This is a genomic window from Devosia sp. LjRoot3 (genome assembly GCF_964252865.1).
Taxonomy (GTDB): domain Bacteria; phylum Pseudomonadota; class Alphaproteobacteria; order Rhizobiales; family Devosiaceae; genus Devosia.
Map to the genome: position 1 here is coordinate 412,798 of NZ_CAXUPK020000002.1, position 13,029 is coordinate 425,826.

General features: G+C 62.2%; 10 protein-coding genes. 9 read left to right on the plus strand and 1 reads right to left on the minus strand.

From position 1 onward, the window contains the following. Nucleotides 1–28: 28 nt before the first annotated feature. The 9 genes from ACSQ2A_RS09100 to ACSQ2A_RS09140 all read left to right on the plus strand — a co-directional run bounded on the left by ACSQ2A_RS09100 (nt 29) and on the right by ACSQ2A_RS09140 (nt 11,831). A complete protein-coding gene (locus tag ACSQ2A_RS09100) occupies nt 29–1,957 on the plus strand; it encodes an ABC transporter substrate-binding protein (RefSeq protein WP_436071941.1) in 1,929 nt (642 codons plus the stop codon). 76 nt (nt 1,958–2,033) lie between these two features. Continuing rightward, nucleotides 2,034–4,145, plus strand: a complete 2,112-nt coding sequence (locus tag ACSQ2A_RS09105) for a family 10 glycosylhydrolase (protein ID WP_436071942.1) — start codon at nt 2,034–2,036, stop codon at nt 4,143–4,145. Between the two features lie 186 nt (nt 4,146–4,331). Continuing rightward, the gene (locus ACSQ2A_RS09110) at nt 4,332–5,318 is read left to right on the plus strand and encodes an ABC transporter permease (protein ID WP_436071943.1); all 987 of its coding nucleotides are present in this window, start codon (nt 4,332–4,334) and stop codon (nt 5,316–5,318) included. Nucleotides 5,319–5,327: 9 nt separating this feature from the next. Then, nucleotides 5,328–6,494, plus strand: a complete 1,167-nt coding sequence (locus ACSQ2A_RS09115; protein WP_436071944.1) for an ABC transporter permease — start codon at nt 5,328–5,330, stop codon at nt 6,492–6,494. 10 nt (nt 6,495–6,504) lie between these two features. Beyond that, nucleotides 6,505–8,202, plus strand: a complete 1,698-nt coding sequence (locus ACSQ2A_RS09120; RefSeq protein WP_436071945.1) for an ABC transporter ATP-binding protein — start codon at nt 6,505–6,507, stop codon at nt 8,200–8,202. A 16-nt stretch (nt 8,203–8,218) separates the two neighbouring features. Then, nucleotides 8,219–9,250 carry a Gfo/Idh/MocA family protein gene (locus tag ACSQ2A_RS09125; RefSeq protein ID WP_436071946.1) on the plus strand — a complete coding sequence of 344 codons (1,032 nt, stop codon included), beginning with the start codon at nt 8,219–8,221 and terminating at the stop codon, nt 9,248–9,250. A gap of 11 nt (nt 9,251–9,261) precedes the next feature. Further along, nucleotides 9,262–10,176 carry a sugar phosphate isomerase/epimerase family protein gene (locus tag ACSQ2A_RS09130; RefSeq protein WP_436071947.1) on the plus strand — a complete coding sequence of 305 codons (915 nt, stop codon included), beginning with the start codon at nt 9,262–9,264 and terminating at the stop codon, nt 10,174–10,176. 3 nt (nt 10,177–10,179) lie between these two features. After that, a complete protein-coding gene (gene otnI, locus ACSQ2A_RS09135; RefSeq protein WP_295415451.1) occupies nt 10,180–10,965 on the plus strand; it encodes a 2-oxo-tetronate isomerase in 786 nt (261 codons plus the stop codon). Beyond that, entirely contained in the window at nt 10,962–11,831 is an 870-nt protein-coding gene (locus ACSQ2A_RS09140) for a 2-hydroxy-3-oxopropionate reductase (RefSeq protein WP_295415450.1), read from the plus strand. The genes otnI and ACSQ2A_RS09140 overlap by 4 nt, the downstream gene beginning before the upstream one ends. Nucleotides 11,832–11,918: 87 nt before the next feature. Here the strand turns inward: ACSQ2A_RS09140 and gmd are convergent, their stop codons facing one another. Further along, complete coding sequence (gene gmd / locus ACSQ2A_RS09145; protein ID WP_436071948.1) at nt 11,919–13,013, minus strand: GDP-mannose 4,6-dehydratase; 1,095 nt, start codon at nt 13,011–13,013, stop codon at nt 11,919–11,921. Nucleotides 13,014–13,029: the final 16 nt, after the last annotated feature.

The following is a 13,029-nucleotide window of genomic DNA, read 5'->3' on the forward strand; positions in this document are numbered from 1 at the left end:
TTAGGTCGCCCGAGCTGAGGAGGGATCGATGACCAATATTTCTCGGAGAACATTCCTGGCTGCGACCGGCGCCGCTCTCGTGCTGCCGGCCATCCCAGCCTTCGCACAGGCCCCGCTCAAGGAAGCGCCGGCGCTCGCCGAGGCTGTTGCCGCCGGCACCATTCCGCCGCTGGCCGAACGCCTGCCGCTCAACCCCATGGTGGTGCAGCCGTTCGAAAGCGTCGGCAAATATGGTGGCGACCTGCGCGCCGCTCTCGTCGGGGGCGGTTCCCTTAATATGATGCACCGCTATCAGGGCTATGAGCCGCTGGTGCGCTACACCCCCGATTTCGGCGGCGTCATTCCCAATGTGGCCGAAAGCTTTGAGGCCAACGAAGACGCCACGGCCTACACCTTCAAGCTGCGCGAGGGCCACAAGTGGTCCGATGGCACCCCCTTCACCACTGACGACGTGATGTTCTTCTACGAAGACATCCTTCTCAACGAAGAGCTGGCCCAGTCCCCGCCGACCCCGCTCCGCTCGGTCGATGGCAGCACGGCAAAATTCGAAAAGGTCGACGCGCTGACCTTCCGCATCGTCTTCAACCAGCCCAATGGCCTCCTGCCGCTGCGCCTCGCCTGGGCCAATGACGACCGCACCACGCGTACGCCGCGCCACTATCTCGAGCAGTTCCACATCAAGTACAATCCCGATGCGGACAAGCTCGCTACCGATCAGGGCCTGACCGGCTGGGTCCAGCTCTTCCAGATCAAGAGCGGCATCGCCGTCGATGGCGAAATCTTCAAGAACAAGGACATGCCGACGCTCTTCGGTTGGACCGTCACCCAGCCCATCGGCGAGTCCGCCGAGTTCTCCATTTCCGAGCGCAATCCCTACTATTTCAAGGTCGATACCGACGGCAACCAGCTCCCCTATATCGACCGCATCAGCTACGCCGTGGCGGCCGACAACGAAGTGCTGTTGCTCAAAGCCCTGCAGGGCGAGATCGACCTTCTCGACCAGTGGATCTGCACCCCGGCCAATCGCGCCGTGCTCTATGACGGGCAGGAAACCGGTCAGTACGGGTTCTACACCACCACCTCGACCGAGCCGAACGAGATGGTGTTCCAGCTCAACCTGACCCATCCCGATCCGATCAAGCGCGCCCTTTACCAGAACAAGGATTTCCGCGCGGCCCTCAGCCATTCGATCGACCGCCAGGCCGTCATTGACACCATCTTCATCGGCCAGGGCGCTCCGGCTCAGCCTGCCGTTCGTCCCGAAGACCCGCTCTACAACGAGCAGCTCGCCACCCAGTTCACCGCCTATGACACCGCCAAGGCCAATGAACTGCTCGACACCATCATCCCCAACAAGGATGGCGAGGGCATTCGCCTCTACGAAAACGGCCAGCGCGTCTCGATCATTTTCGAGATCGATCAGGTTCGCCAGACCTTCGTCGACAGCTTCCAGCTCGTCCTGCCCATGCTCCGCGCCGTCGGCATCGACGCGCAGATGCGCACCATGGATCGTTCACTCTGGGAAGTCCGCGTTCGTCAGGGTGGCGAATATGATGCCACGGTGCACAAGTTCGGCGGCAATGGCGGCATCGTCGCCATTCTCGATCCGCGCTACTTCTTCCCCAACACCACCGAGGCCATGTACGCCAAGGGCTGGCAGATCTGGTACAACGACAAGAATTCCGTCGACGCCGTCGAGCCGCCGGAAGCCACCAAGCGCCAGTTCGAGGCTTACAACGAGTTGCGCCAGTCGAGCGACCCGGCCAAACAGAACGAGCTGATGGCCGAAATCCTGCAGATCGCGGCCGACGAGTTCTACGTCTTCGGCATCACCCTGCCGCTCGATGGCTATGGCATTCTCGCCAATCGCCTCAAGAACGTGCAGCCCGTCATGCCCAATTCCTGGGGCTATCCGACGCCTGCGCCGACCAATCCCGAGCAATATTACATTAGCTGACCCCTCCCAACGTCAGCTCGGCACCGGCGGTTGACCGCCGCCGGTGCACTCCTCTTTCAAAACACCGGATCGTCCGATGCTAAAAATCGAAGACAGCCCAGCCACGTCCAGTCTGCGCACGCCTGACTGGTACAAGACCGCCACGCGCTGGACCCAGCTCACTTTCGTCGAGGACGACCCGCAGCGCTACGACCCCGCCTTCTGGGTCGACGTGTTCAAGCGCACCAAGTCCAATGCCATCTGCCTCTCGGCCGGCGGCTACATCGCCTACTATCCGAGCGAAATCCCGCTCCACTATGTGTCAAAGTTCATCGGCGACACCGACCCCTTCGGCACGCTCGTCGCCGAAGCGCGCAAACTCGACATGCACGTCATGGCCCGCGTCGATCCGCACGCCATCCATGCCGACGCCGCCGAAGCGCACCCCGAATGGGTGTCGCTGACCGTCGACCGCCAGCCGCGCGAACACTGGGCCATGCCCGGCATCTACGTCACCTGCGCCTATTCGAGTTACAATTTCGATTTCATGACCAAGGTCATCGTCGAGATCGCCGAAAAATACGATATCGACGCGCTCTTCGGTAATCGCTGGCAGGGCCATGGCGTCTGCTACTGCAAGGCCTGCGAGGACAACTTTAGAGCCGCCAGCGGCTTCGAACTCCCCGAAACCAGCACTGCCTCCGACCCTGTCTGGCAGGCCTGGGCCGCCTGGCGCCGCACCACCCTGACGAAGCTCGTCGCCCATTGGGACACCGAGGTCAAAAAGGTGAAGCCCCACGCCTCATTCATTCCCAATATGAGCGGTTCCTCGCTCATGGAATTCGACCTCTCGGTCATCAAGAAGCATTGCCCCATTCTGTTCGTCGATCATCAGGGCCGCCGCAATGTCGAGCCCGCCTGGTCGGCCGGCCGCAATGGCAAGCGCATCCGCGCCACTTTTCGCGACCGGCCAGTGGGGCTCATTACCTCAATCGGACCAGAGGAAATCCCGCGCTGGAAGGATTCGGTGCAGACCGGCCCCGAAATCGAACAGTGGATCCACGCCGGCATCACGCAGGGCCTCTTCCCCTGGTTCACCAAGTTCAACGCCTGCATCCCGGATGACCGCTGGGTCCAGCCCACGGCCAATGCGTTCAACCTGCACGCCAAGGTCGAGCCCGTCATCGGCTCCATGCTGCCCAAGGCCGAGATCGCGATCATCGATCCGGCAACGACCCTCCGCCATTGGGACCCCGACAAGCGGCACCTCGCGGAACTCAACGACATGGGCTTTTACCACGCCCTCGTCGAAGCCCGCTTGCCCTTCGAGTTCCTCTCCGACCAGATCATGACCATCGAGGAGCTGCGCCGCTACAAGCTCGTCATCCTCGCCAACGCCACCTATCTCTCCGACGCCCAGTGCCAGGCTCTTCGCGATTTCGTCACCGAAGGCGGTTCCGTCGTCGCGGCGCACCAGACCTCGCTCTACGACGAAAAGGGCGCTGCCCGATCCGACTTCGGCCTCGCCGACGTCTTCGGCGTCACGATGAAATCGGCCCCGCGTGCCGGCGTCCGCAATTCCTACGTCTCCATCAACGGCACCCATCCGATCAATGCCGGTTTCGGCAGCGCCCAGCGCATCATCGGTGGCACCGAAGACGTCGCCGTCGAGCCGACCACCACGCTGGAGCAGCCCTTCCTGAAAGTCCCGGATTTCCCCGACCTGCCGATGGAAGAGGTCTATCCCCGCCTGCCGCCCCAGGGCGTCGGCGTCTCGGCCCGCACCACCGAAGCCGGCGGCCGCGTCGTCTATATTCCCTGGAATATCGGCGAAGTTTTCTGGACCTACATGGCCGAAGACCAGGGGCGCCTGATCGCCAACGCCGTCAAATGGGCCCTCGGCAAGACCCCCGAGGTCGAAATCACCGGCCGTGGCGTCTTCGATGTGGGCGTGCACGAAGACGAAAAGGGCAGGGCGCTGTGCCTTCTCAATCTCACCAATCCCATGATGATGAAGGGGCCCCTGCGCGACACCTGGCCCGTCGGTCCGCTCACAGCGACGCTCGAAATTCCCAAGGGCAAAAAGGTGAAATCGGCCAGTCTCCTGGTCGCCGGCAAGGACGTCCCATTCCGAATCTCGGGCGAGCGTGCAACGGTCGACATCACAGAGATCGAGACCATGGAGGTGGTCCATCTCGCCTGGGAGTAACCCCCACCCAACCTCCCCCTAAGAGGGGGAGGGGCGCATCGAGCAAGCCTTGATGTCATCCCCATCACCGCCGCCATCCCTCCCCCTCGCAGGGGGAGGCTAGGTGGGGGTAGGGGGGAGCCAACAGACCACCGGCCCGACGGCAACCCCGCCGAGCCACCCCGCAAAGCCGAAAGAGGAGCGGCAATGCTGAACTATATCTTGAAGCGACTGGTCTACATGATCCCGACGCTGATCGGCATGTCGATCATTTCGTTCGCCATCATCCAGTTGCCGCCCGGCGATTATCTGACCTCGCTGCTCTCGACGCTCGCCGATGGCGGTTCGCCCATCGATCCCGCGACCGTCGAGCGCCTGCGGTCCCAATACGGCTTGGATCAACCCATCTGGATTCAATACGGCAAGTGGATGCTGGGCATAATCACCCGCGGCGATTTCGGCTTTTCCTTCGAGTGGAACCAGCCGGTTTCCGAGGTCATCTGGTCGCGCATGGGCTCGACCCTCGCCATTTCCTTTGCCGCGCTCATCCTCGTCTGGGCCGTCTCCCTGCCCATCGGCATCTATTCCGCCGTGCGCCGCAATTCCATCGGCGACCACGTCTTCACTTTCTTCGGCTTCATCGGCCTTGCGGTGCCAAACTTCATCCTGGCCCTGACGCTGATGTACGTGTCCTTCCGCGTCTTCGGCCAGTCGGTCGGCGGTCTCTTCTCGCCCGAATATGTCGATGCGCCCTGGAGCCCTGCAAAGCTCTGGGACCTCATTCTCCACCTCTGGATTCCCATCCTCGTCATCGGCATGTCCGGCACCGCGGCCATGATCCGCATCCTCCGCGCCAATCTCACCGACGAGCTCTCAAAGCCCTATGTGACGACAGCCCGCGCCAAGGGCCTGCCGGAATACAAGGTCATCGTGAAATACCCGGTGCGGATTGCGCTCAATCCCTTCGTCTCGGCTATCGGCTGGGTGCTGCCCGAACTCGTTTCCGGCGTCACCATCACTGCCATCGTGCTCAATCTGCCCACGGCCGGCCCGCTGCTCCTCCGGGCGCTCGTCGCGCAGGACATGTATCTCGCCGGCAGCTTCATCCTGCTTTTGAGCGTGCTGACCCTGGTGGGGATGCTCATTTCCGACATCCTGCTCGCGCTGCTCGATCCGCGCATCCGATATAACTGAGGTGATGCGATGACTGTAACGCCCGCCCTCGATGCCAAACTTGCTGAAGACGGCCCCGCCATTTCCGGCCTCAAGCCCGGCATGGACCCGATCTCCGATGCCGCCGCCGGTCAGTGGACCCTCATCTGGCGCAAATTCCTCAACCAGAAAGTCGCCCTCTTCTGCGGCGGCGTTATTTTGGTCCTCTATCTCATCGGCGCCTTCGCCGAATTTCTGGCGCCCGGCCTGCCCGATACCAGCCGCGCGCAATACACTTACGCGCCGCCCCAATCCCTCGGCCTCTTCACCCCAAGCGGCGAATTCCAACTGCACGTAAAGGGCTACAAGGTCGAGATCGATAAGGCCGCGCTCCGCCGCACCTTCGTCGTCGACGACACCGTGGTGATCCCCGTCGGCCTCTTCGTTGAGGGCCCCACCTACAAGTTCTGGAACCTCTTCGAGAGCAACCGCCACCTCATCGGTCCGCTCGACCCAAGCCAGACCATGTACCTGCTCGGCGCCGATCGCCTTGGCCGCGATCTCCTCAGCCGGCTGATCTACGGCACCCGCATTTCCATGTCGATCGGCCTCATCGGCGTCTGCATGTCGCTGTTTCTCGGCGTCGTCCTCGGCTCCATTTCCGGCTATTTCGGTGGTTGGGTGGATACGATCATCCAGCGCGTCATCGAAGTCGTTAGCGCCATGCCCACCATTCCGCTCTGGCTCGGCCTCGCCGCCGCCATCCCGCTCACATGGTCGCCAATCCACGTCTATTTCGTCATCACCATAATCGTCTCGCTCCTCGGCTGGACGGGTCTGGCCCGTGAAGTCCGCGGCCGCTTCTTCTCCCTCCGCAACGAGGATTTTGTCACCGCCGCCAAGCTCGACGGCTCCTCCGAGCGCCGCGTCATCTTCCGCCATATCCTGCCCTCGCTCACGAGCCACATCCTCGCCGTGACGACCCTTGCGGTCCCCTCGATGATCATCGCTGAAACCTCGCTCTCCTTCCTCGGCGTCGGCCTCAAGGCGCCGGTCGTTTCCTGGGGCGTGCTGCTGCAGGACGCGCAGAACATCCGCTCCATCTCGACCGCGCCCTGGCTCCTCATCTGGCCGAGCTTGGCTGTCGTGATCGCCGTTCTCTCCTTCAACTTCTTCGGCGATGGCCTCCGCGATGCCGCCGACCCCTACGAGACCTGAGGAGACAAATATGGAAAAGCCCGTCCTCAGCGTCGAAAATCTCTCCCTCGATTTTCACCTTCGCACCCACATTCTTCACGCCGTTCGCGATGTGAGCTTTGAGTTGCACCGCGGCCGCACCCTCGCCCTCGTCGGCGAGAGCGGCTCCGGCAAATCCGTCACTGCCCGCTCGCTCATGCGCATCGTCGACAAGCCCGGCGTCATGGTGGGTGGGCGGATCATCCTTCGCACCGAGGGTAACGAGACCGACCTCGCCCAGCTCGCCTCGAACAGTGCCGAAGTTCGCGCCGTCCGCGGCGCCCGCATCGGCCTCATCTTTCAGGAGCCGATGTCCTCGCTCTCGCCGGTCCACACCATCGGCAGCCAGATCGACGAAGTCGTGCGTCTCCACTCAAAGCTCGACAAACGCGCCGCCCGTGCCCGCACCGTCGAGCTGCTCGGCCAGGTTGAAATCCCCAACCCCGCCGAAATGGCCGATCGCTACACGTTCGAATTCTCCGGCGGCATGCGCCAGCGCGCCATGATCGCCATGGCGCTGGCCTGCAATCCCGACATCCTCATCGCCGACGAACCAACCACGGCGCTCGACGTGACGACGCAGGCCGAAATCCTCGACCTCATCAAACGCCTCCAGACCGAACGCGGCATGGCCATGCTGCTCATCACCCACGATATGGGCGTGGTTGCCGAAGTCGCCGATGATGTTGCCGTCATGCGTTTTGGCCGCATCGTCGAAACCGGCACTGTCGACGAAATCTTCCATGCGCCTCAACACGCCTACACCCAACGCCTCCTCGCCTCGACGCTGAAACTCGAGCAACCCGCCGACGCCCGCGCCGAGGCCGTGGTCACGCCGCAGCCGATCCTGACGCTAAAGGGGCTCACTAAAGTCTATGGCGGCGCCAAGGGTTTTCTGGGCACCAAGAAGTTTGCCCTCAAGGCCGTAGACGATGTCAGCCTCGTCCTCCACGCCGGCGAAAACCTCGGCGTCGTCGGCGAGTCCGGCTCAGGCAAGACCACCCTAGGCCGCCTCATCCTCCGCACCGTCGAGCCAACCGCGGGGCAGGTTCTCTATCGTCAAAAAGACGGCAAGGAGATCGATGTCACCGCCCTCTCCAAGGCGGACCTACGAAAATTCCACGCCGACGTCCGCCTGATCTTCCAGGACCCGTTCGCGTCGCTCAATCCGCGCATGACCATCCGCCAGATCATCGGCGATCCCCTGGTCGTCGAAGGCAAACTTTCGGCAAAGCAGATCGAGGAGAAAGTTGCCGAACTTCTCCGCCTCGTCGGTCTCTCGCCCGACGTCATGGAGCGCTACCCCCACGCCTTCTCCGGCGGCCAGCGCCAGCGCATCGGCATCGCCCGGGCCCTGGCGCTCGACCCGCGCATCATCATCGCCGATGAAGCGACCTCCGCGCTCGATGTTTCCATCCGCAGCCAGATCCTCGACCTGCTGCTCGAAATTCAGAGCCGCCTCGATCTCTCCTTCATCTTCATCTCCCACGACATCTCCGTTGTTCGCTATTTCTGCGATCGCGTCGCCGTCATGCATCGCGGCAAACTGGTCGAAGTCGGCCCCGCCGAAAAGATCTGCACCGCCCCCGATGCCGACTACACCCGCGCCTTGATTTCGGCGGTTCCCAATCCCGATCCCAGAAACAAGCGCATGCTTCATCGCACCCGCCTCTCCGCCCTCTCAACGTGAACAGTCTGCTAGCCAAATGACCACCAATCAGCGTGCCGTGTTGACCGGCGCCGGCGCCATGAGTCGTAAGTGGCTCGAAGCCGTCAAAACCGTGGGCGGCGTCGATATCGTCGGCATCGTCGACATCAATCCCGCCAATGCCGAAGCCCGCGCCACCGAGCAGAATATCAATCCCGAGATCGGCACCGATCTCAAATCCATGCTCGCCAAACTGACGCCCGAGATCGTCTTCGACGTCGCCATCCCCGCCGTTCGTCACAGCATCGTTTCGACCGCCCTGAGCGCCGGCGCCCATGTGCTCTCCGAAAAGCCCATGGCCGAAACCCTTGATCAGGCTCGCGATTTGGTCGCCCGTGCCGAGGCCGCCAGTCGTCTCCACGTCGTCATCCAGAACCGCCGCTACCTCGCCCAGCTCCGGCGCCTCCGGCGCCTCGTCGCTTCCGGCGCCATCGGCGAAATCACCGGCGTCCACTGCGATTTCTTCCTCGATCCTCACTTCGGCGGCTTCCGCGAGCAGATGCCCCACGTCCTCCTTCTGGACTTGGCCGTCCACACTTTCGACGCCGCCCGTTTCGTCATCGACGATGCCGCCACCTCGGTCTATGCCGAAGAGTGGAATCCTGCAGGCTCGTGGTACGAGCGCGATGCCTCGGCCTTTGCCAGCTTCCGTTTTTCGCAAGGCGCCGTAATGACTTACCGCGGCTCCTGGGCGGCTCCGGGCTTCCGTACCTCTTGGGAAAGCACCTGGCGCATCACCGGCACCGAAGGCTCCATCCTCTGGGACGGCGCCGACGACATCCGCGCCGAGCGCGCGCAGCCCCATGTCGCCGGAAAACTCCTTCCCGACACGCAAGTCCTTGAAATTCCAGCGCTCGATCCCGCCGACCGCATCGGCGGCCACCTCGGCGTCATCACCGATTTTCTGATGGCCACCCGCGGCGGGCCCACGCCCGAAACCGTCAGCCGTGAAAACATCAAAAGCCTCGCCATGGTCCTCGGAGCCATCGACAGCTCCACATCGGGCCGTCGCGTCGAAATCATCATTTAGGGGAAGTACTTATGGCCATTGACCCAAAAGCCATCCGCATCGGCACCATGATCCGCGGCCACGAGCCCGATCCGGTCGGCTATCTCGAAAAAATCCTGCCGCACGGCTTTGAAAGCATCGAGCCCTATTTCTGGCAGACGGTGAACAAGGACCTCCCCGAACTCGCCAAGCGCCTCAAGGACGTCATCGGGGACCGCGATGTCACCATGTCGACCCTCGGCATGTTCGGTAACCCCTTGGAAGAACAGCCGAAAGACATCGAGACCCTGCGCGGCTGGGAAGCGCTGATCGACAATGCCCACCACTTTGGCGCCACCTGCGTCGCCGGCTTTACCGGTCGCATCCGCAATCGCCCGCTCCCCGAAAGCCTGCCGCAGTTCAAGAAAATCTGGTCCGAACTGTCAAAGCGCGCTGCCGACAAGGGCGTAAAGATCGCCTTCGAAAACTGCTCCATGCGCGGCAATTGGGAAACCGGCGACTGGAACATCGCTCACAATCCCGACGCCTGGGAAATGATGTTCAACGAGGTGCCGGAAGACAATCTCGGGCTTGAATGGGAGCCTTGCCACCAGATGGTCTATCTCATTGATCCCATTCCGCAAATCCGCAAATGGGCTCACAAGTTCTTCCACGTCCACGGCAAGGACGCGACCATTCGCTGGGATGTCATCAAGTCCCAGGGCTATGGCGGCAAGGAAAAGGCGGTGTGGATGCGTACGCCCGGCTTTGGCGATACCAACTGGTTCGACGTCATTTCCGAACTGCGCCTTGCCGGCTGGTCCGGCTCCATCGATATCGAAGGCTGGCATGATCCGGTCTATCGCGAAGAGCTGGAAATGGTTGGCCAGGTCCACGCGCTGAATTATCTCAAAGCTGCCCGTGGTGGCGATTTCATCGCCTATCCCGGCCCGCTCAAGGGAGCCTGACCCGTGCCGCGCTTTTCCGCCAATCTTTCAATGCTCTATCCCGAACTGCCTTTCATGGAACGGTTCGCTGCCGCCGCTGCCGATGGCTTCAAGGCTGTCGAATATGTCGGCGCCTATGATCAGGAGCCGTCCGCACTGAAGGCTCTGCTCGACCAGCACGGCCTCACCCAAGCGCTGTTCAACCTGCCGGCCGGCAATTGGGCCGCGGGCGAGCGCGGCATTGCCTGTCATCCCGACCGGATCGTCGAGTTTCGTCAAGGCATTGAGAAAGCCATAGAATATGCGAAGGCAACCGGTTGCTGCCAGGTCAATTGCCTCGCCGGCATTGCCCCGGAAGGCTACGATCGCTCGGCCCTCGAATTGGTTCTGATCGACAACCTGCGCTACGCCGCGCCGCGCTTTGCCGATGCCGGCATCAAGCTCCTCGTCGAGCCGATCAATACCCGCGACATCCCCGGTTTCCTGATCAACTCTACCGACGACTACGAGCGCATCGCCGCGGCGGTGAAGCACGAAAACCTCTACCTGCAGTATGATTTCTACCACATGCAGGTGGTGCAGGGGGACCTGATCCCTGCCTTCCTGCGCCTGCAGTCGCGCATCGCCCATGTGCAGATCGCCGACAATCCCGGCCGCCACGAGCCGGGCACGGGCGAAGTCAACTATCCCAATATCTTCAAGGCACTGGATGAGTCTGGCTACTCCGGCTGGGTCGGCGCCGAATACAAGCCAAAGGCAGGCACCAGCGCCGGACTCGGCTGGTTCGAACCTTGGAGGACGCAGGCATGAAGATCGGTTTCATTGGCCTCGGCGTCATGGGCCGTCCCATGGCCGGCCATCTCATCGCAGCCGGCCACGAAGTCTTCCTGCACCGGGTAAAGGATGTCTCACAGCATCTGGTCGAAGCCGGCGGCAAGGCGCTCGACAGCGCCAAAGCCGTCGCCGAGGCCGCTGACATTGTCATCCTGATGGTCCCCGACACCCCTGACGTCGAAAATGCGCTCTTCAGCGAAGCGGGCGTAGCAGAGGGCCTCTCCTCCGGTAAGCTCGTCATCGACATGAGCTCCATCTCTCCTGTGGCCACGCGTGAATTTGCGAAACGCATCGCCGAAAAGGGCGTCGGATACCTCGACGCCCCAGTCTCCGGCGGCGAAGTCGGCGCCAAGGCGGCTACGCTCACCATCATGGTCGGCGGCTCCGAAGCGGACTTCGCCCGCGCCAAGCCGCTCTTCGAACTCATGGGCAAGAACATCAACCGTATTGGCGAAGTCGGTGATGGCCAGGTTGCAAAGGTCGCCAATCAGATCATCGTCGGCCTGACCATCGAGGCCGTCGCCGAAGGCCTCGCCTTCGCTCAGGCGGCTGGCGCCGATCCCGCCAAGGTCCGCAGCGCCCTGATGGGCGGCTTCGCCTCCTCGCGCATTCTCGAAGTGCATGGCGAGCGCATGATCAAAGGCACCTTCGACCCAGGCTTCCGCATTCGCCTGCACCTGAAAGACATCGGCCTTGCCACGGAAGCGGCGAAAACCCTCGACCTCTCCTTACCGCATGCATCGAACCTGCTGCAGATCATGCAGCAGGCGCTGGCGGAGGGCTTGGGAGACAGGGATCATTCGGCCCTGTTCGAGTTGTTGATACCTCAGACAACTGTTTGAGAACAGCGAGGGCTGGCAGCCGCCAAGTATCCATTGGCGACCATGCCGGGCCGTCTACGGGTTCCAAATTCTTGCTGCGCCAGGAAGTTATGTGCCCTGGGCCAACAAGACTTGGCGTTGCGCTGCCTTGTAGTCGGCCTCGACCATTTCGCGGCACATGTCGCGGGCGCTGATCTCGGGGACCCAACCAAGCTTTTCCCTTGCCTTGGCCGGGTCTCCGAGCAGGTCATCAGCCTCGGTTGGGCGGAAATATTTCGGATCTATGCGGAGGATGACGTCGCCCACGCGCAGATGGGGCGCTAGGTCGTGTTCGAGGCGGGCGACGGTTCCGATCTCATCGGCGCCCGAGCCGGAAAACTCCAGCGTGATACCCAGGTCCGATGCCGCCCAACGGATGAATTCGCGCACCGAATACTGCTTGCCGGTGGCAATCACGAAGTCTTCGGGAATGTCCTGTTGCAGCATCAGCCATTGCATGCGGACATAGTCCTTCGCATGGCCCCAGTCGCGCAGGGCGTCGACATTGCCCATGTAGAGGCAGCGCTCCAGCCCCAGCGCGATATTGCATAGACCTCGCGTGATCTTGCGCGTTGCGAACGTTTCGCCGCGGCGGGGGCTCTCGTGGTTGAAGAGAATGCCGTTGCAGGCATAGATGCCATAGGCCTCGCGATAGTTGATTGTGGTGCAGTGTGCGAAGAGCTTTGCCACGGCATAGGGCGAGCGCGGATAAAAGGGCGTCGTTTCCCGCTGCGGCGTCTCCTGGGCCAGGCCGTAGAGTTCTGACGTCGAGGCCTGGTAAAAGCGGGTCTTTTCCTCGAGCCCGAGCAGGCGAATGGCTTCCAGCAGGCGCAAGGCGCCGAGGCCGTCGACATCGGCCGTATATTCGGGGGCTTCGAACGAGACCTGGACGTCGGACTGGGCGCCCAGATTGTAGATTTCGTCCGGGACAATGTCGCGGACGAGACGCGTCAGGCCGGAACCGTCGGAGAGGTCACCATAGTGCAGGGTAACCCCGGAATTGGAGTTTTCCTCCACCAGATGGCCAATACGCTGGTCGTTCGGGAGAGATGACCGCCGCCTAATTCCGTGTACCCGGTATCCCTTCTCCAGCAGGAATTCGGCGAGATAAGAACCGTCCTGCCCCGTAATGCCGGTGATCAGAGCAACCTTGCCCGAATTCATACTGCCCCCACAGTCT

Coding starts and splice junctions, on each gene's coding strand:
- ACSQ2A_RS09100 (WP_436071941.1), top strand. CDS start 29: ATGACCAATATTTCTCGGAGAACATTCCTGGCTGCGACCGGCGCCGCT.
- ACSQ2A_RS09115 (WP_436071944.1), top strand. CDS start 5,328: ATGACTGTAACGCCCGCCCTCGATGCCAAACTTGCTGAAGACGGCCCC.
- ACSQ2A_RS09140 (WP_295415450.1), top strand. CDS start 10,962: ATGAAGATCGGTTTCATTGGCCTCGGCGTCATGGGCCGTCCCATGGCC.
- ACSQ2A_RS09105 (WP_436071942.1), top strand. CDS start 2,034: ATGCTAAAAATCGAAGACAGCCCAGCCACGTCCAGTCTGCGCACGCCT.
- gmd (WP_436071948.1), bottom strand. CDS start 13,013: ATGAATTCGGGCAAGGTTGCTCTGATCACCGGCATTACGGGGCAGGAC.
- ACSQ2A_RS09110 (WP_436071943.1), top strand. CDS start 4,332: ATGCTGAACTATATCTTGAAGCGACTGGTCTACATGATCCCGACGCTG.
- ACSQ2A_RS09130 (WP_436071947.1), top strand. CDS start 9,262: ATGGCCATTGACCCAAAAGCCATCCGCATCGGCACCATGATCCGCGGC.
- ACSQ2A_RS09120 (WP_436071945.1), top strand. CDS start 6,505: ATGGAAAAGCCCGTCCTCAGCGTCGAAAATCTCTCCCTCGATTTTCAC.
- ACSQ2A_RS09125 (WP_436071946.1), top strand. CDS start 8,219: ATGACCACCAATCAGCGTGCCGTGTTGACCGGCGCCGGCGCCATGAGT.